The organism is Pseudochrobactrum sp. B5 (assembly GCF_001939785.1).
GTDB classification, from domain to species: Bacteria; Pseudomonadota; Alphaproteobacteria; order Rhizobiales; family Rhizobiaceae; genus Pseudochrobactrum; species Pseudochrobactrum saccharolyticum.
The window spans coordinates 1-17,757 of sequence record NZ_MOYL01000006.1; the positions used below are offsets into that span (position 1 = coordinate 1).

Here is a 17,757-nt window from a genome sequence, read left to right on the forward strand (position 1 = left end):
CCTCAATCGCTTAAGTAAGGATGAGGGAAAGCTATAAACTGCTACTCAAGCTGTCAGAGTAAGCGTTCCTGATAAAGGCTGCCTTCCAGACGCAATAGTGCCTCTTTCTTGGCTAGGCCACCGCTAAAGCCTGTTAGCTGACCATTGGCGCCGATAACGCGATGGCAGGGAACAATAATCGAAATCGGATTAATCGCATTCACACGGCCAAAAGCACGCGCAGAGCCGCGATGACCGGCACGTTCTGCAAGTTCACCATAGGTGACAACTGTACCATAAGGCACTTTTGCAAGCTCCTGCCATGCTGCCTTGAGAAAAGGTGTGCCAAGTGGTGCAAGTGTAAGATCAAAATGACGTCTCTCCCTTGCAAAATACTGATGTATCTGCTCGGCGACATGGGCCACAGCCGCATCATCGTGCTGTGTAACAGGGATTTGTGTATTGGCCGGATGAACGCGGCTGTCATTCTCAAAATCAAGGCGCATAACCGCGCCCTGATCATTCACAATAACGGTCAGCTCACCAATAGGCGTCCGAATACAACCTGAGTAAAAACATACCGGCATGAGCAATGTTCCGCTTGAATATTTTGAATGCATAAAGCAGTGACAATCTACCACTTTATGCCTGATGGTGCAGCGCCAGCAAGCGAGGGAAATAAAGGTAAAACTTCTTCTGCCGCTATAAGCACGTTAATGTCATCTATTTACGTGTCGTGCTCTTCTGCGCAATGTCACTGGTTCACGGTAACTTACATCACATGGCATTGGTATTGCGTGATCTAGATAGGTTCATGCTGAAGTATGTTGTTTGGAGTTTAATAATTTAGAAGTTATGATTATTTATAATTTCAGCTGTAACAAGCAGTAGGACTTTTTATGCCGAGCCAGCTTCAGAAAGAAATCAAGCGTTTAAAGCAAGAGTTGGCTGAAAAAGAGGAGCTTATAAAAGAGCAAGCTCAAACATTTTCACACTACAAAAAGATATATGGTCAGTCTTCTATCGTTGCACAAATAGGTATTTGGGAGTGCGCATTACCTACTGAGGAATTGACTTGGTCTGATTATACCTATGATCTGTTTGAATTGCCGCGAGGAACTCGACTTGATAGGTCTCATACCTTGGCTTGTTATACTGAAGCCTCTCGTGCGGAGCTTGTGAAGCGACGTTCAGATGCAATTGCTGCGCGTAGCGGTTTTACATTGGAAGCTGAAATAATAACGTTTGGCGGTAAGAGCCGTTGGATACGTATTACGGCATCAATTGAGTGTCAGAACGACATACCTGTTCGGATTTTTGGCATGAAACAAGATATCACTGATCAAAAACTGTCATTTGATCATATGATGTATCTTGCGGAATATGATCAGATGACTGGTTTAGCGAACAAAAGCCAATTCCTTCTAAAACTATCATCTGCCATTCAAGGAGATCAAGTAGCTAGAGGACATGGATATCTGTTGTTAATTGACTTGGATGGGTTCAAGCCGATCAATGATGAATATGGCCACATCGCAGGTGATGAATGTCTGAAAGAAATAAGTAATCGACTAAAATCGATTAATCACTCTTATAAAGAGATATTCAGAATTGGTGGTGATGAGTTTGCCATTATCACTACTGACAGTCAGGACATAAAAGCTGTTCAAAAATTTGCACAGCGCATTATTGATTGTTTGAGCGAGCCGTTCATATTCGAGAAGCAATTTCTGAAACTCGGAGCGTCAATTGGCATCGCAAGAATAGTTGGTGATTCAGTACCGGACGTGTTTGTTAATGCAGATACGGCTTTATATGCGGCTAAAGCGGCAGGAAAGGCCACTTATCGTTATTATAACCCGAATATGGGAAGTTGTGCAGTGCGGATTTCAGTGTGATCTTCTTCGCGTGGTAAGTGTGACTTTTAGCTGCAAATGGTCTGTAGGTGGTGTAAATCAACCCACTGAGAATGAAATTATCTTTAAATAATTAATTGATCTAATAAGATAAAATGGCGGAGAGGGTGGAAGAAGTTTCTCGTTTCTGCGTTTTCAATAAATACAAAGCTTTACGTCTTTGCCCTCCATGGCGGCGTATTTGAAATGTACCACATTTGTGTATCTCCTATAAGCTGAGCTGATATAGCAATCAATTTTGAAAATGCAAACATTTGCAACTTAAGTAAAAATTATTACGTTGAGGCGAAATTTTGCGAAATATTATGAATAGTTGTTGTATATAACAATAATTGAAATATAGATCCATTTTCCGCATGTTCCGCTCTAAATATGAGAATATTAAGTGAAAATTACATTATCGAACCAGTTTAAATCAGTTCCTCCTTTCGATACAGTTGATCTCCCTGAATTCTTAGTGATTGTTGGGCTAAATGGGACTGGAAAATCACAGCTTCTTGAGGCTATCCAGCTACAGATCGCTAACTGCGATGCGATCACTCTTTCTAGCGATATCATGGTAAATGAGGCACATCCAGGCATAGTGAGGCTTACAAATGCAACATTGACACTGCAATCAGATATGTTTGATTGCATAAGTTCAGCAGACAACAATATATCGCAGTCAGTTTTCGAAGTGCACCGCGAGGCCATGTCTAAGTACTTTGTTTCTAACATCAAGCCGTTATTCCAAAATACGAAGCTTAGCCAGCGAACAGGGGCTGAGCTTCTATTGATGCCTCGTGAGGAATTAATCAGTAGCTTGAAGGAACTTGAAGACAACGAAATATTGATTATGCAATTGGATCAGCTGTTTAATAACGTGAACCACTCGCTTTCACATAATTATAATAATACATCTTGCATTGCTTCACAAAAAGCTATTCAACGCGTCTCTAGTGTTTTGAAGATTGAACCTCGATTAGTAACCCTTGAACAGGTTAACACATATGGATCTTGGGGAGACCATTCTTTATTTAATTCATACCTACCACGACTTTTTGCCGGATATCGTACTGAACAGATTAAAAATGAAACATTAGCTGCTACAGCAGGCCGTCCAGCAGCCACCAATTGGCTTGACCTGGAGGAGTTTCAAAATAAATTCGGTCATGCCCCTTGGGAAGAGCTTTCATCTATTATGGAGACCCTTGGTCTTAATTATCGGTTCGCGCCTCCCGGCAAGCGCATGATTGATCCAGTAGTATTGTATTTTGAACGCTTAGATGATGCTAATAAACATGTTGAGTTTTCTTCACTTTCGGCTGGTGAAAAGGTGCTAGTGATCCTCGCGATCGCATTATTGAATATTGATCCGATCCGTGCAAGCGTTCAAAAACCACAGCTCCTTTTGTTGGATGAAATCGATGCATCGTTACATCCAGCTGTTCTTCATCAATGGATGTCGACAATTCAGGAAAAAGTCGTTGGAGAAATGAACATCAATTGTATCATGACTACACATTCCCCGGTTACCGTAGCCTTAGCACCAGAGGCATCACTGTATGAGATGAGCCGAGGAGATATACCATTAGCAAAGGTCTCAAAACGTGAAGCACTGAATAAACTCACGGTTGGCCTACCTTCTATGGAGGTCGATTTTACACAGCGCCGACAGATTTTTGTTGAAGCTGAAGTTGATGCCCAAGCTTATGATCGATTGCATACGCTTATGAAAGCAGACCTACAACTTGTTCGTTCCCTTAATTTTCTCTCCACCGGTATTAAAAATAAAGATGGTATTGAACAAGGTACAGGCTGCGCGGCTGTAGAAAAGGTTGTGGGACAGTTAGCCAGTTATGGTAGTATATCAACCTTTGGCTTGCTCGATTGGGATGGAACCCGAAGTGCAAAAAACCAAATTCATATACTCGCCAAAGGCACACACTATGCGTTTGATAATGTAATTTTGAACCCGTTACTTGTCGGATTGCTACTAATCCGAACCGGCTACCCTCCAGCTGAAGATTTGCCGAAATTCGTAGGGATTGATCAACTAAACGTAATTGATTTACAAAGAATAGCAGATGCTGTGCAATCGCAGCTTTCCTATCCGGATCATGCCCCTACTGGACAAGTAGAAACATTTTTCTCTCGCGGTCTGAAAATTATGACAGATAAAGCATTCTGTGAGTGTAATGGGCACAAGATGGAAGAAGCACTTCATAATGCATTTCCTTCGCTAAGGGCGTACACAAACAAAAAAGGGCAATTGGCACTTAAAGTAATTGATCTTGTTATTGGAGACTGCCCCAGCTTATGTCCGATGCCATTCATAGATGCATTTAAAGAACTTTCAAATGCTAATCCTTGTAATGAAATCTAATTATCCATATTCGCATGCGCTATAGAAGGTGTTTTGAAAAAAGACAATGCGACGATCTTTCTTAGATGGTTACTTAAGTTTGGACTTGCGGCTGTGGCTCAAATATTGTTGCACTAATATCGTGATTTCATAATAAAATTATCAAACGCCAAGAAAGATAATTAGATTTTATGAATGGCATTTTAGACAAGATTTTATGATCATGCGGGCGAGTTGATTGCGTTATGCTCGCCCAAAATCATTATAACCCCTGATAATTGCTAGTTATCCAAGCTGAAAAATATTTTCAGAGAGGCTATTTGCACATAATTGCACTCCGTTTGAAGTTCAAACCCAAAAGCGTCCTGCTCTGCCTCTGTATTTTTTTATTGTTCTCTTCCCCGTAAGTGAAAAGAGAGCGTATAGGCCTAATAAGGAAACGGGCTACATATGCAAGGTTTACAGACTGCTGCTGAATGTCGATTGCCTTTTATTCCGTTGAACTTATGCTAGGGTTTCCGAGTGGGCCTTTGGGGGGGATTATCATGGGAAAAACACGACCATTTTCTATTTATCTACTGAAAGAAGATTTCGAACCGGCGAATTCTCTGAGAGAAGATCACGATCTTGAGGTAGCCGAAGCAACCGATCTGCCAGAGGGTGCAGCGCTTTACATACTCAATGCCGCTCCGAAACCTCCCATGGTGGAGAGGTTATTTCGGCGTTACAGAACCTCTCGAGCAGCAATTTAAGGGGGCGCTCGTTTTTCTTCCGGTCGGTGGACGCTGGTTCGCTCTATCTTTCGGGCAGGTTTTCCATCATCTGAACGACGCCGCCTACGAATACGATTTTGGCCTAAGGGTAACGCTGAACAGCGTCGATCCAAACGAATTGAAGAGCGCCGACATGGTCGCACCCGGCGTAGCGCGCCGAAAAAGAACTCAGGTGCCGGTTTCGACCGAACTTACCTATCTTGATTTCGATGGAAATAGCGAAATCATCAAGAGTCTTACCGGCAGGGTTAAAGAAGAATATGAGGAGCTGTTCAAGAATGCGACTGGCTCGGTATCGCTAAAATTAAGTCTCAACCTCGAACCCAGCGAGTTACCGGGCATATGCGAGACTTTGCTCACTCTCTATAGTTCGGACGATTACAAAGACTTATTTCCTAACATACAGAATATATCGCCGGTCAACGATCCACTCAAAATCACCGAACTTGATAATTTGCTGTTAAATTCCCTGAGGGCGAAGGACGGTAAAGCCACACTGACGATCCCAGACATCATAGATTATCGGGATAATACGTGTTGCATCTTCCACGGTGATGGTCGAGCCAGCGATGTCTTCCCGGATATTTCGCTGGAGGAATTCTACCAATTTCTCGGACAAGACTATGATCTCGCCGGCATAACGGTTGAGAGCTTCAAAGACTTCCGAATGATGTTGACGGATGTCGATGGAGCGCCCGGCCGGACCTATAGCGTCTATCGTTCTCTGATTTGCGATGGAGAACCCGAGGGAGAGGGCCTCGTCTACCATTTGTGTGAGGGGAAATGGTATCGCGTCGAAAAAAGCTACATTGAACGGTTGAAGAACTATCTCGACGCAAAATGCGCAAACTCCGATCTACCACCTTACAATCACGATGCCGTTAAAGACGGAAAAGCCGTTTATAGCGAGGGAGGTTACAACGCAGCCATTCCTGGCTGGAACAATGCTTTTATCTGCCTTGACCAGACAGATATCAGCCCAGCAGGTAGCACGCAAATCGAGCCATGTGATATCTATACGGTTAGTGCCGACGCTGGGGCCTCATGCGGCCATCGCTCGTTCTTCTACCATCTTAAGATTTCAACCCGTTCTTCTCACCTGAGCCATTTGTTCAATCAAAGTGTCAATTCGGCTGACCTTATCTAGTTGGAGACAGTCTCTCGCGAAAAGATAAAGGCACTGGTGACGGAGAAGTTAAACGGGAACGATTCAGAAACATTTCTCGCGCCTCTCGATTCGTTCGACTTCAAGGTCGTTTTCGGCATCATCACACATAAGAACAGCAACGATAGATCGGATAATCTGCCGCTGTTTTCGAAAATCAGTCTTATGCGTAACATGCAGCAGCTTGATGTTCGAAAAATACCGTCCGTTCTAATGTTCATAGAAGACCAAAGTCCGAAGAAGAACGGTCATCCCAAGCACGAGAAAATAGTTATCGAGATCATAGAGCTGGACAACGGCAAGACCGAAGTAAGAGCGGTCAATGGTCAGGGATATGATCCTGCAATTCCGATAAAATCGTGTCCGAAAGAAGTCCGAGAAAGCCCCGCCGGAACGCGCTATAGGTTGATAGTGAAAAGAGCGGAGGACGGTGCGTTCTCAAGTTATCATGGCTGGCCATTTGAGATTGTCGAGTAACGGCTTCGTAGGATATAGATTGCATCGTTAAGGAGTGAATCGCCGGGGCTAATCGCCGCTTATTGAGTGAAGCGTCCGCATAAAACAGCCCCAAGTATTTGACAAACGGTTCAGTGCCGGAAATGTGGCTCCTGATCACAATTGACAACACGCCGCGCATTGAAATTGTTTTAAAACAATATGTTTTCATCTAACTAATTGATTTAATATGATAAACTGGAGGAGAGGGTGGGATTCGAACCCACGATGGAGTTGCCCCCACGCCGCATTTCGAGTGCGGGGTCTTTGGCTGAAATCTTGTGGTTATAGAGGTGAAGAGGGGCTTTAAAGAATGTGAGAGCTGCCGCTTGAGAGTAGGTTGATGCCGTTAAGCGTCTGCCGACTGAGGTCTTGTGCCTGTTATGTGCCCGCATTAAAGCAGTCAAATCTTCGGTAACTGGAGAAAGTCGTTTTTCGCTAGGAGTGTATGGAAAATTTTTATTTTGTTCATATTTAGCTTGATGAATAAGCACTTTCAGTATTTGTGTCATACAGATTGTTTGTCGTAAAAAATCGTGAATCAGATGAAACGCGGCATTAAATGTGAGTGGCCCGATAGATGTATGACTTTTACAATCTATTACAACAAAATTATCCATTAAGTTATAGACAACTAATAGCATTCAAGGACAATACTGTTTTCACAGAGAAAAAAATCACCACTAAATGCGTGCTAGTCTAGATTGAGTAGAGCGAAGGAAAAAGCACAACAAATAATTTTAACATCCAGATGGATTGTTCTGGGATTTGAGGGACGTGTAGCTTATAGCACTTCTTATGTCTGACCCTATTTCACGTATTTTGACACAATTAAGCATTGATACAAAGACTCTTTCGACCATCCTAAATTTGGGGCCGAATGGCGAGGATAAGCTTGCTTTTTGGCGAGAAAATCCTTCTAAAATGCCTAAAAAAGAAGCCGCGCGCTTACAGCTTCTAAGAACAGGCATTCCACATCGTTCACAAGCAGGAACCTTTAAGTTTATAGACCTCTTTGCTGGGATCGGTGGCATGCGCCTGCCTTTTCAAGAGTTGGGTGGGCAGTGTGTTTTTACGGCAGAATGGGATAGACATGCTCAAGCTACCTATGCAGCGAACTTTGGTGAGCCGCCGTATAAGACAGGTGATATAACGGCCACCAAGGCATGTGATATTGCAGCCCACGATATTCTTTTGGCAGGATTTCCCTGTCAGGCATTCTCTCAGGCGGGGCGGCGTGCTGGGTTTCACGATACACGCGGGACTATGTTCTTTGAAATTCAAAGGATTTTAGCTCATCATCATCCTGCAGCATTTCTACTTGAGAACGTTAAACAGCTCAAAGGGCATGACAGTGGACGAACACTGGAAACAATTCTCTCAACGCTTAGAGGAGATACTGTTCCCAATATTCCGGATAAGGTTCCAATGTCGGTTGAAGCACGCCAGAGTCTTGGCACGAAGTTGGATTATGAAACCGAGACGATTCTCTTGAAAGCGCGTGATTTCGGTGTGCCACAAAATCGTGAGCGAATCTATATCGTAGGTATTCGTCGTGATTTGGGTTTGCCCTTTGGGAGTGTTAGAGCATTGTTGAAACGCGTCGTTGAAAACTACCAACAATCAAGCCGTTTGTCAGACATTCTCGAAGCCGACAGTGATTATACACGCAGTTTTACAATTTCTGATCGTTTATGGCTAGGTCATCGCCTGCGCAAAGAGAGAAATCGCTTAGCAGGTAAGGGGTTTGGGTATTCTATTTTTAATCACGAGAGTGCTTATACCAATACAATCAGTGCAAGATATGCCAAAGACGGAAGCGAAATTTTGATCGAGCAGCCCGATGGAATAAACCCACGTAAACTAACTCCAGAGGAGACTAGAGCATTACAAGGTTTTCCGCGAAATTTTCGCATTGATATGGTTGGAAATGGACAGATATATAAACAATTTGGCAATTCTGTCGCTGTGCCGGTGATCCGAGCCATTGCGACAGAGTTGATGGCGACTTTGCGGGTCGCACATCCACCATTGCATTCAAAAGCTGTGTCTAAGGTTAAGCCATAATTATATCAGTTGATTTTGATTTAGCAAATTTAAGATTAACTTTTAACCGAATACAGATATAATTTTTGAAGTAAAGTATTCATTGAAAATATATCTGTGTTACCGGTTGATGTAGTAAATTTCTTGGAGACTAAAATGCAAAACCAAGGCGAAGAGCACAATTTTCTTAATAGGATTGTCGAAGATAATATAGAGATTCTAGCACTTCGTCCTATTTCAGCTACAGTTATACTGTTTAGTAATGCTGGGCGTGGTGGAAAAAGAAACTGGTTTGTAATTACTACGGCACAGATTCTTTCTTGCCTCGAAGATATTCGAAGTAATATTGATAGCTTCCCTACGACCTACAATGAAAAACAATGGAGGGGCTTATTTTCCGAGCATTTGTGTGATGATGTCGCTCGAACTTTAGGTGCAACGCAAACCTTACCAATGTTTGAAATTCTCGCGAAAACAATTCATTTCGCAAATAGTTCTGGGGCGAGAGTTTATAAGGTTATTGATCTAACTCCTGATGCACTTGACAGGGCAATTACGTCCCTATCAAATGTGAAAGTGTAAATTATATTTTAAACCCAAGCCCTTCTGCTTTTTTAAGGGTGGATAGTGCACGCTTACATTGCAGCTCATTAGGGATTTTTCTGGGGATAGCACTGCAAACTTTGAGTGCGTTAGCTTCATTCTCCGTAAACGCGCGTTTGGCCATACCCCAGTCGTAAAGTTTTTGCCAAAAATAGCCACCGAGCTCTATTACTTTAGTCTCACCTATCAGATTATTTGTCTCTTTAGTCGACTGAAGCCGTTCACGTGCGCAACTTTTGTATTCCTCAAGATCCATCGCAGCATTTTCTAAATTTCGGTCGAAATTGATTTCTTGTTCTTTCAAACGCTTCCAACACATGGCCTTCTTAGTCCATTCTCCGGTATGGCGGACGCTGGAATCACCATTGAGAATGACAAATTGTGCCGCCTCGCCCGTAATTGAAAGAGCTTCCTCCAAAGCATTTGGAAGAGCTTGAAGTTTCCAGACCTGATCCAGGTCCATAATTTGGGATCTGATGCTAAGATCGTGAGAAAGTTTGGCAATCGCATAAGCAACAATGTTTGCGCGATAACCGCCTTGATACCATTCTGCTCTCGATACCATTCTCTCAGTTTCGCGGAATACGATCGCCTTTGCCACAAGACGTTTGAACCAAAGTTCATCATAATCCTCACCAGACTCTCCCCATTTCTTTCCAGTGTTTTCTGCAAATTTCACAAAGCATTTTTGTGCGCCCAAGCTAACTACATCGGGCTGGGAGTCGAAAGCTAGGACGAATTTTGCTAGGTCTGTCTTGGTGAAGAAACAAGATTTTGGAAAATCGGTGTCAAATTTTTTGCGTGCAGCAATAGTAAGTTTGGAGCGAGCATCTGCATATTGGCCTCGAGCCCGTTCATAAAACCATTTGCGCTCGACGTAACCTCTGACACCTGCAGGGGCAAGAACTCGACGCGATAACTCTTCAACACGCACATGGAAAGGATGGTTAGCAAAGAAATCCGCGGCATTAACTTTATTCTGGGAGTTTGCATATTCCGAGATGCGAGGAACTACTTCTTCACTTTGTTCGCGCGAAACAAGATTGATTTTCATTTGAATGCGCACGTTTTTAAGCTGCTCTGCAGCCTCTTTACGCACGGAATGCAGGGAGGCAGTGGTTTGGCCGCCATTGACAATCTGCATATTTTCCGCAGAGATCATCATAGTGCCATTTTCCGTTGTGACTAGGTCAATTTTATCCGCAGTGACTGATAATCCGTTATTATATGCGAGAAACATATGCGGTTCTTCAATAATAGTCTTGCGAATTCCTTTGTTCACAGCACCTTTCGCTTGTAAGAAACCGCGCACATTGGCTTCTAATAGTCTTGGTCCCCATTTTTCATATATAGCGGCTAGGGTGCTTCCAGAAATTACGGCGAGATAGCTGTTGATAGAAGCGCCCAGTGCACTGCATTCTAAAACAGGAATAATCTCATTAAATTCATTTTCAAAATCGATGAATAGAGTTTCGCGAGCATTTCCTTGTTCAATAAATCGGCGCAGGCGAGTTAAGTCCCAGACGTTAAATATAACGTCTTTTCCATCAATCGACCCCATAGAACGTGTATCAACCTTGGAGCTTGCAATGCCGTTGGTTACGAAGAAAAGATTGAATTTTTCAATTCGTGTCCATCGTTTCCATATTAAATCAATCAGAGCTGCGCCTTCACTAGCTTCTTCAAGGGAGTCACGAAAGACTGGGTCGCGTGCAGCTCGCACGAACTCTACCAGTTGGTTAAAGGCCTTTTTTACATCAGCACTGCCGACAGCATGAGGTTCTTCACCGTATCCCATATCTATTAGTATTAAAGAGAGGATATTATTGCTTTCATTTGGATCGCCGCTGAAGCCAGTTACACCCAATTCAGCTGTTTTTGTGACTTTGTCTTGTGCAAGTTTGCGCCTTCTTTTACCGGAATAATGACTCCACGTTGCTCCTTCTATTTCACCCGCTTCTGCCAAAAGGTCCACAGATTTCGCAAAAAAGCTTTCTACAGCATAAGCGGAGCTACTTTCAGCATCGCTTTGGATATCCGCTAACAGACTCCGATGGAAATCAATAATTTCGGTATCCAGCATCAATTTAGCTCCAAACATTCTATAGGATCGGTATCACAGAGATACTGTTCGCAAGCGTCTATGGCGACGTTGTAGGTAATGCCCGAGACACCTAGAAGAACTGGTGGCACCACACGAGGGAAACCTTCTTTGACGTTGAAAGTTCGGCAACGAGTAATAATCCAGCGCCGTCCATTATAATCATCCATAGAATCATAGCCAACTTCAGCTAAGAGCGTTTCCATGCGAAGCGAAGCCTGAGCATGGGCGCGGCACATAGCCAATGTTTGATTAACATGATCATGTAGATCAAAGCCTTCAGGCTGCACCGCATTTTGGATATCATAGATACGAAGTAGCAATTTACCATTTGCAAAATTGGCTAGTTGCTCTTCCGATGATATCCGCACAAAAGGCTTGGCGCCTTCACGTTTAGCCTTTACCTCGATAACTAGATTGGGTAGTTCGAAATCACGCGAAGCGCCTTCTGGCCCACGCCAAGCCTCAACAGCAGCTGCGGGGCCGATGGTCTGTATGAGAGTTCTTAGGCAAGCAAGTTCGCCGACCAACCCTCTTTGTTGTTCGAGAGATAGACTTTCTGCACTTCCAGCTTTTAGCAAAAAATGCCAACGACGCGCACGCGCAATACTCGCATTGAAAGCGCTTTCCGCATCTTTACTCAGCTCTCCAGCTCGAACAATGTTTTGACAAAGAATACTAAAAATATTGCGATGGCTCGGATCCTTTAGAGCCACCATAAAGATAGGTTGAGGAAGCGCTTGGTAGGACAGATCCATATTGCGTAGTTTAGGAATGTCTTTTGGGGGAGGAAGTCCAAGGGGTAAAAATAAAATTAGCGCAGATTGTCCCGTTTCTAGGGAGGCCCAGAAATAATTATATTTTCCATCTTCTTCGACGCGGCGCATTTCACCACGCGGAAGAGACTTCCAAGGGTCATTAATCATTTTCGGTCTCGTCATCTTCGTCGTCATCAGGTTGACCAAACAATTCGCGCTGTTTGACCTTGTTAATCACATATTCGACACGCTCATCTGGGCGCGTAGAAACAGGGAAGCTGATCGCCCAAGCTACAACAGGTTCTTGCGGGAAATTGTCCGGTAGGACCACCTTTAGTTCATCGGGTCGTTTAACCGAAACAAAATAGAGTGCCAATAGTGGTCGCTGACGCACTTCTCGATAAATATAGCCAGGATAATTTATATGCTTGTTATCGATGAGATTTTTGTTGCTACGATAGCTGGTCTCGGCGTCAGTAATTTGCGCAATGGTAAGCCCGAGCTTTTCAACATTACGCGACGAAACTCGCATATTGTGTTTACCCAAGGAGATGATGTCTTGTGCAAGATCATCAGTATTAATCGAGCGTTCGATCGGAATAATGCCATGACCGATTGTCGTGTTGATAACGCCATCGGCCTTGGTGCCGATTAAAACATCCCAAGTGTCCATTTCATCGGCACGATTATCGATATATGTGAGCAACGGTGAGATCTGAGTTGTTATATTGGCATCAGAATTGTTCCACGCCAACAAAAATGGTTCAATAAGCTCGCGTTTGATGTGTGTGAGAAATTTGCCACCAGAGACTTGCGGAGTGCCTTGAATGTTGAAACCTTCATTAGTGAGGCGGTCAAGCAAGGCCAGCGCGGCAGTGTGATTATTATCGAGTTCATGGTTATTAGCGGGAAGGCGGGCTGTTTCTACAAAACTGTTTGATAAACCTACAGAAACAGTGCGCTCACCGGATCCGACCTTGTTTCGCGCTGTAATCATTAGGGCTGATGGATGACTGCGCACAGCTAAACCAAACTGCATTGGTGTGGCCCGTGATTTTTCCATACGCTTGAGCTCTCGATGCAACTCATCGGTTGCAGAAGCAATATGGGAATACCAAACCGAAGCTGCACGCGGCATCCAAATACGGCAGAGGTCTTCATAATCGGGCCGATAGCCGAACCACCGCCCCATTTGCATGAGCGTGTCATACATCATAGTATTACGGAGGAACCAAGTGATTGTTAGTCCCTCAAGCGTAAGGCCGCGCGAGAGAGAAAAGCCGCCGACGGCAATTATCGTAGCGCCTAGAGTAGAGTAATCAAGGCCATTGGCTCTAGAGTTGACTTCAACAACTCGAATTGCCGCGACCGCATCAAACATAGCTGCTTGGATCTCGCTCCAAGAAAAGCCTGCATTGTAGAATTCATTTCGCCAGACAACTTGAAGAGCAGCAATTTCTGAGTCTTTCAGCCCCCTTGCTCCCCGCGAACCATTGATACGTAGAGCATCTAGAATTTCGTTGACCTTTTCATGTATACGATTTCGCAGCAGGCTCTGCATATTGGTGAAGCGACTGGCATTCACGAGCATAGAAGCGTGTTTTTTCTCTTGTCCTCGCAGATTTCGTATAGTGCGTGTGATCATAAAGGCGCGGATTGCAGTGATCAGGCTATGTGGGATTGTGTCGAGAGCATCATGCTGTTTATGAATAATGGGGAGATGAGCTTCATTGTCTTCAATGTAGCGAATGTAATCGGGGCTCTCAGTGTCGTCCTCAGGGATTCCATCAATAAAGATTTTTTTACCGCCAAAATAGTTTGTTGGTGCGTCGAGACCAATGATAAAATTGCGTGGGAAGAGATCTTCACCGAGCATTTCATGATCTTGATCTGGATCTATAAAAATATTAGCAAATGGTGTTGCTGTATAACCAACATAACAACTACGATGAAATGTTTGTAAAAGCTCTCTAATCTGACCATTGATGCGAGTTACTTCATCTTTACCATACTTAGTATTGATAGAAGCATTATCCGCCTCGTCATCTATCAAAAGCATAGGCTGATTAATAGTCAGTGCGTCCCCTTCGGCGCTGTTCTCTTTAAGCCAAGAAATCAAATTCTTTAGAGTATTTGAATTCTTTTTAATAACTAGAGCGACTGGGACTTTATAAGAATCAATTTGGCTTCGGTTTGTTGTTGCAGTAGTTTTTTTAAAGTCTTGAAGTGAGGTCGTCAAAGTGACTGGGAAACGCCCAGTCTCAAGTAGACCAACACCTATCTCTCTGCGATTGGCTTTTCCAAAGCCGGAGCTGTCACGACCAATAAATCCTTCGTCGATACGCTGTTGAGTCTGGCTGCGAAGATTGTTGTGAATACCAGCAATGACAATAATTAGACGGTATCCTGCATCGGCAGCTTTACATAAAAGTCCAGTATAATTAGCAGTTTTACCACTTTGCACATGGCCCATCACCATGCCTTTACGCTGCCAATATGAACCGCTATGGGGATTGCCCATTTGCGACAAAATCTTTTCAGTAACATTATCCATTTCATTGACAACATCACGCGGTAGGCCTTGACCAATTAACAGCTGGCGATAACGTTTCCAATAGAAGGGGTCGATAGTTTTTTTTGCCTCATCAAGCCAAGGCATGACGCTGTCATCATGCAGCACTGCTGCCTCCGAGATGCGCACCCCATTGGCTGCTTCAATCCTACGTGCAACTTTTTCAATTTCATTTTCATTGGCCTTTGGAGAGACAAAAAGCGTCAACCCATTAAGAAGAGCACGTAGTTCGATCGAGGTCTTGCGCGGCTGGTTAATCAGTGCCTGTGATGCTGTTGCAAAAAGTGCATCAATCGCCTCTTGACTTTCATTATTCAAATTCATTCAAGATTTCCTCAATATGCGCTTCAGCTGATTTCCAGTTGTTTTTAAGGAGTTCGTTCGTTCTGAATAATGCGATAGCATCTTCTTTGGTATAATTTTGTGTTATGCAGAAATTATAAATAGCTCTGGCCTGCAAAATCAAAGCCGAGTGATCAGCATCTGTGGCGATAACTTCTGCTTCATTCCCATGCATGTCTGCATATAAAGTAGCCAAAGGAAGGCCTGCGCCGAGTAGCCTTATACAAGAGAGGAATTCCTCTCTTAATTCTTCTGGCAAACGCTCAGCGAAGTTCATTAGAGCGGGATGTTTTAAATTTGGCTCGAAGGATATTTTCCCTGCTCGCAATATTCTATCCCATAGAGGGAGTTGCTCGTCGGATACAAGTTTGCGCCCGCGTGTATGATAAACGCGTTTTGAATTACTCGAAATGCGTTCTAAAATACTTGATAAGCGTCTGCGAACAACTAGAGGCAATTGCGCGGAAGCTTTTTTGACGTCGATCTTCCATTCGGAATCCATCGAATTAGGAATATCAACACGCACTCGAGCAAGCTTAGTGAGTTCGGTTTGCTTGGCCAAGCCAAGCCAACTGCCTGCAATTATCAATCTTTCCGCACGATAGACATAAAAACCTTGAGTTTTTAACATGCCTTCCCCGCGTCCCAACGCTTCCCACTGCGCGATTGTCATCCTCTTATGGTGGGGTAGCGTAACAGATTGGATTACGACTTTTCCTGCCGCTAAAGGAAGAATTTCTTCAGGATCGGATTGTCGGCTAGGCAAGCTCTCTGCAAATGGATCGTGTGGTGTGAGTTGTTTACCATTGAGCGTTAAGATCATTCGCGGATTGGGGCCCTGCATGAAGCGGTGAAATACCAATTGCAAATAGTTAGCAGCCTTTGATAGAGCTTCGTTGAGAACTCTGGTGCGATCAGGATGGATGTTACGAAAGCCGCCATCTAGTCGATCGAGGTTTTGCCAGATCACAGCAGTTCCAGTTGCGCCGATTGTATGCGCGCCCAAGAATATTTGCCAATCCGAGATAAGCTCAATTTCCCATTTGTTGGTGGCTTTAACCGCATCTAAGTCCCAAGCGGCACAAGAAGTGACACTGTTTTTTCGGCTTACTACAGTCAGTGAGCGACATTGTGAGAAGCTTGCGCTTTTAAGGCCGAGACCGAAGCGCCCAAGATCCTTAGCGTCGCGTGTGTCGAGAGGGTTCTTTGTGCCAAAGCGCATAGCCTCTATCAATTCTGCTTCTGTCATCCCGTGGCCATCGTCAATAATCGCGATCCAAGGATTGGCAGAGGTCGTGTCGGCTTCGAGGGATATATTACGCGCACCAGCTGTAATGGAGTTGTCGATGACATCTGCCAAAGCGGTTTCAAGACTATAGCCGAAATCGCGCAGGCCCTCAATCAGGTTGGCGGCATAAGGAGTGACATCAGCGTGGCGCATTCTGGTAAACATCGCGTGTATTAAGAAAAATACTAAGGCTACTAATGTTGATCATAATGTATTCATCTAGATCGGCAAGAGATTTTATATGTGAAATAAATTCAATGGTTCGCATAAGGTGATGTTTTATTTGGTTCTGTAATTACTGAGCCAAATAAAAGAGACGCTCCTGCGAGAATGATGGCTGAGATGATAACTCTTACACTGTGTAGTGGTTCGTTCTCAGTCGTCCTAAATGAGCCCACATCATAGAGCTGTATATGTCATATTTGATGGATTTTCGCACCATAGGCACATGAGGCTGATGCCTTGCTTAATTGCTTAGGTAACTGGAAAACCACAAAAGGCACCTGAGAGTATCCGCGAACGCGGTAATTAGTAATTACAACATCTGTGCCTCACAAAGATACCAAGCCGCAGTGATAATTTTGAATGACTCGGATGTGTGGCGCAAAACTGATACTACAGTGTTTCGGGGCTGGATTGCTACGGAAGATCACTCGAAGCCACATAACGAAAACTATGGAGCTACATGCTAATTCCTGATAATGCTGTTCAGCCCAGCTCAACATTGGACGGTTTAGTTATCATTCATAAGACCTCCTGCTGGTGGCCTATTCGATGCGTATAAATTGACTGGCGAGGAGATCTGCCCAGTTAAGAATGGGAAAGTATCATTCGTCTGTATGCGTGAAACAGTTGTTGCATAAATTTTAAACTTCATCGAATGGGGGGGCAGCGATCGATCACATTCTCCGAGCTTTATTGGAAACCTAAGTTTGTGCATGTCTGCTGAAGTGTGCAGTAATGTCTACGGATCTTAAATGCTAGCTGGCTCTGCGTGGTGTTGATGCTTTAATCACTACATCGCATTTCAAAGCGTGTTAGGTAGTCAAGATGATCGGTTAGGCGAAAATGCTCGAGCGGGGATAGTAATGGCGAAGCAATAGGTGCAAAATCCTTCTTACCAATAAAGGTGCCTATTATGCGATCTTTTGCCGCTCAATAATTGCTCGCAGCCTAGCATGCCATTGAATATATCTTGGATGAAATAGCTCACAGTCTTTAAATTTGCTCCCAGCGCTGGTATCCAAGAATAGTATTTAGCAAACTGGGTCGATTATATTCATAGTATGATCTTAAGAGATATGCTGCTCACTTTTGTTTCTTTTCGCCTTGAACCTGATAGTCCACCCAGTAGTATACCAGTAGGTCAGAATAA

General features: G+C 43.8%; 9 protein-coding genes and 1 pseudogene. 5 read left to right on the forward strand and 5 right to left on the reverse strand.

Features of this window, described 5'->3' with window-relative positions; translation table 11 throughout:
- Positions 1-53 precede the first annotated feature (53 nt).
- Entirely contained in the window at positions 54-485 is a 432-nt protein-coding gene (locus tag BKD14_RS15685; protein ID WP_083647254.1) for a methylated-DNA--[protein]-cysteine S-methyltransferase, read from the reverse strand.
- 393 nt (positions 486-878) lie between these two features.
- On the opposite strand from BKD14_RS15685, the gene BKD14_RS15690 reads away from it, so the two are divergent.
- The 5 genes and pseudogenes from BKD14_RS15690 (at position 879) to BKD14_RS15710 (ending at position 9,300) form a co-directional block, all read left to right on the forward strand.
- Entirely contained in the window at positions 879-1,877 is a 999-nt protein-coding gene (locus BKD14_RS15690; protein WP_075657180.1) for a diguanylate cyclase, read from the forward strand.
- A 403-nt stretch (positions 1,878-2,280) separates the two neighbouring features.
- Positions 2,281-4,260 carry an ATP-binding protein gene (locus tag BKD14_RS15695; RefSeq protein WP_075657181.1) on the forward strand — a complete coding sequence of 660 codons (1,980 nt, stop codon included), beginning with the start codon at positions 2,281-2,283 and terminating at the stop codon, positions 4,258-4,260.
- A 660-nt stretch (positions 4,261-4,920) separates the two neighbouring features.
- Positions 4,921-6,654, forward strand: a pseudogene (locus tag BKD14_RS15700) (DUF6119 family protein).
- 816 nt (positions 6,655-7,470) lie between these two features.
- A complete protein-coding gene (locus BKD14_RS15705) occupies positions 7,471-8,739 on the forward strand; it encodes a DNA cytosine methyltransferase (protein ID WP_083647218.1) in 1,269 nt (422 codons plus the stop codon).
- Positions 8,740-8,874: 135 nt separating this feature from the next.
- Complete coding sequence (locus tag BKD14_RS15710; protein WP_075657182.1) at positions 8,875-9,300, forward strand: hypothetical protein; 426 nt, start codon at positions 8,875-8,877, stop codon at positions 9,298-9,300.
- A 1-nt stretch (position 9,301) separates the two neighbouring features.
- Here BKD14_RS15710 and BKD14_RS15715 read toward each other — a convergent pair whose 3' ends face one another.
- From BKD14_RS15715 to BKD14_RS15730, 4 genes are read right to left on the reverse strand one after another with little or no spacing between them, the layout of a single operon-like run.
- Complete coding sequence (locus BKD14_RS15715) at positions 9,302-11,404, reverse strand: AIPR family protein (protein WP_075657345.1); 2,103 nt, start codon at positions 11,402-11,404, stop codon at positions 9,302-9,304.
- Complete coding sequence (locus BKD14_RS15720; protein ID WP_075657183.1) at positions 11,404-12,348, reverse strand: PD-(D/E)XK motif protein; 945 nt, start codon at positions 12,346-12,348, stop codon at positions 11,404-11,406. The genes BKD14_RS15715 and BKD14_RS15720 overlap by 1 nt, the downstream gene beginning before the upstream one ends.
- Entirely contained in the window at positions 12,341-15,076 is a 2,736-nt protein-coding gene (locus tag BKD14_RS15725) for a Z1 domain-containing protein (protein WP_075657184.1), read from the reverse strand. Before BKD14_RS15725 ends, BKD14_RS15720 begins: the two co-directional genes overlap by 8 nt.
- Complete coding sequence (locus BKD14_RS15730; RefSeq protein WP_210215523.1) at positions 15,063-16,535, reverse strand: ATP-binding protein; 1,473 nt, start codon at positions 16,533-16,535, stop codon at positions 15,063-15,065. The genes BKD14_RS15725 and BKD14_RS15730 overlap by 14 nt, the downstream gene beginning before the upstream one ends.
- Positions 16,536-17,757: the final 1,222 nt, after the last annotated feature.

What these genes read in the sequence shown, in the direction of transcription:
- BKD14_RS15685 (WP_083647254.1), bottom strand. Translation starts at nt 485, where the DNA reads ATGCGCCTTGATTTTGAGAATGACAGCCGCGTTCATCCGGCCAATACA.
- BKD14_RS15690 (WP_075657180.1), top strand. Translation starts at nt 879, where the DNA reads ATGCCGAGCCAGCTTCAGAAAGAAATCAAGCGTTTAAAGCAAGAGTTG.
- BKD14_RS15705 (WP_083647218.1), top strand. Translation starts at nt 7,471, where the DNA reads ATGTCTGACCCTATTTCACGTATTTTGACACAATTAAGCATTGATACA.
- BKD14_RS15710 (WP_075657182.1), top strand. Translation starts at nt 8,875, where the DNA reads ATGCAAAACCAAGGCGAAGAGCACAATTTTCTTAATAGGATTGTCGAA.
- BKD14_RS15715 (WP_075657345.1), bottom strand. Translation starts at nt 11,404, where the DNA reads ATGCTGGATACCGAAATTATTGATTTCCATCGGAGTCTGTTAGCGGAT.
- BKD14_RS15720 (WP_075657183.1), bottom strand. Translation starts at nt 12,348, where the DNA reads ATGATTAATGACCCTTGGAAGTCTCTTCCGCGTGGTGAAATGCGCCGC.
- BKD14_RS15725 (WP_075657184.1), bottom strand. Translation starts at nt 15,076, where the DNA reads ATGAATTTGAATAATGAAAGTCAAGAGGCGATTGATGCACTTTTTGCA.
- BKD14_RS15730 (WP_210215523.1), bottom strand. Translation starts at nt 16,535, where the DNA reads ATGCGCCACGCTGATGTCACTCCTTATGCCGCCAACCTGATTGAGGGC.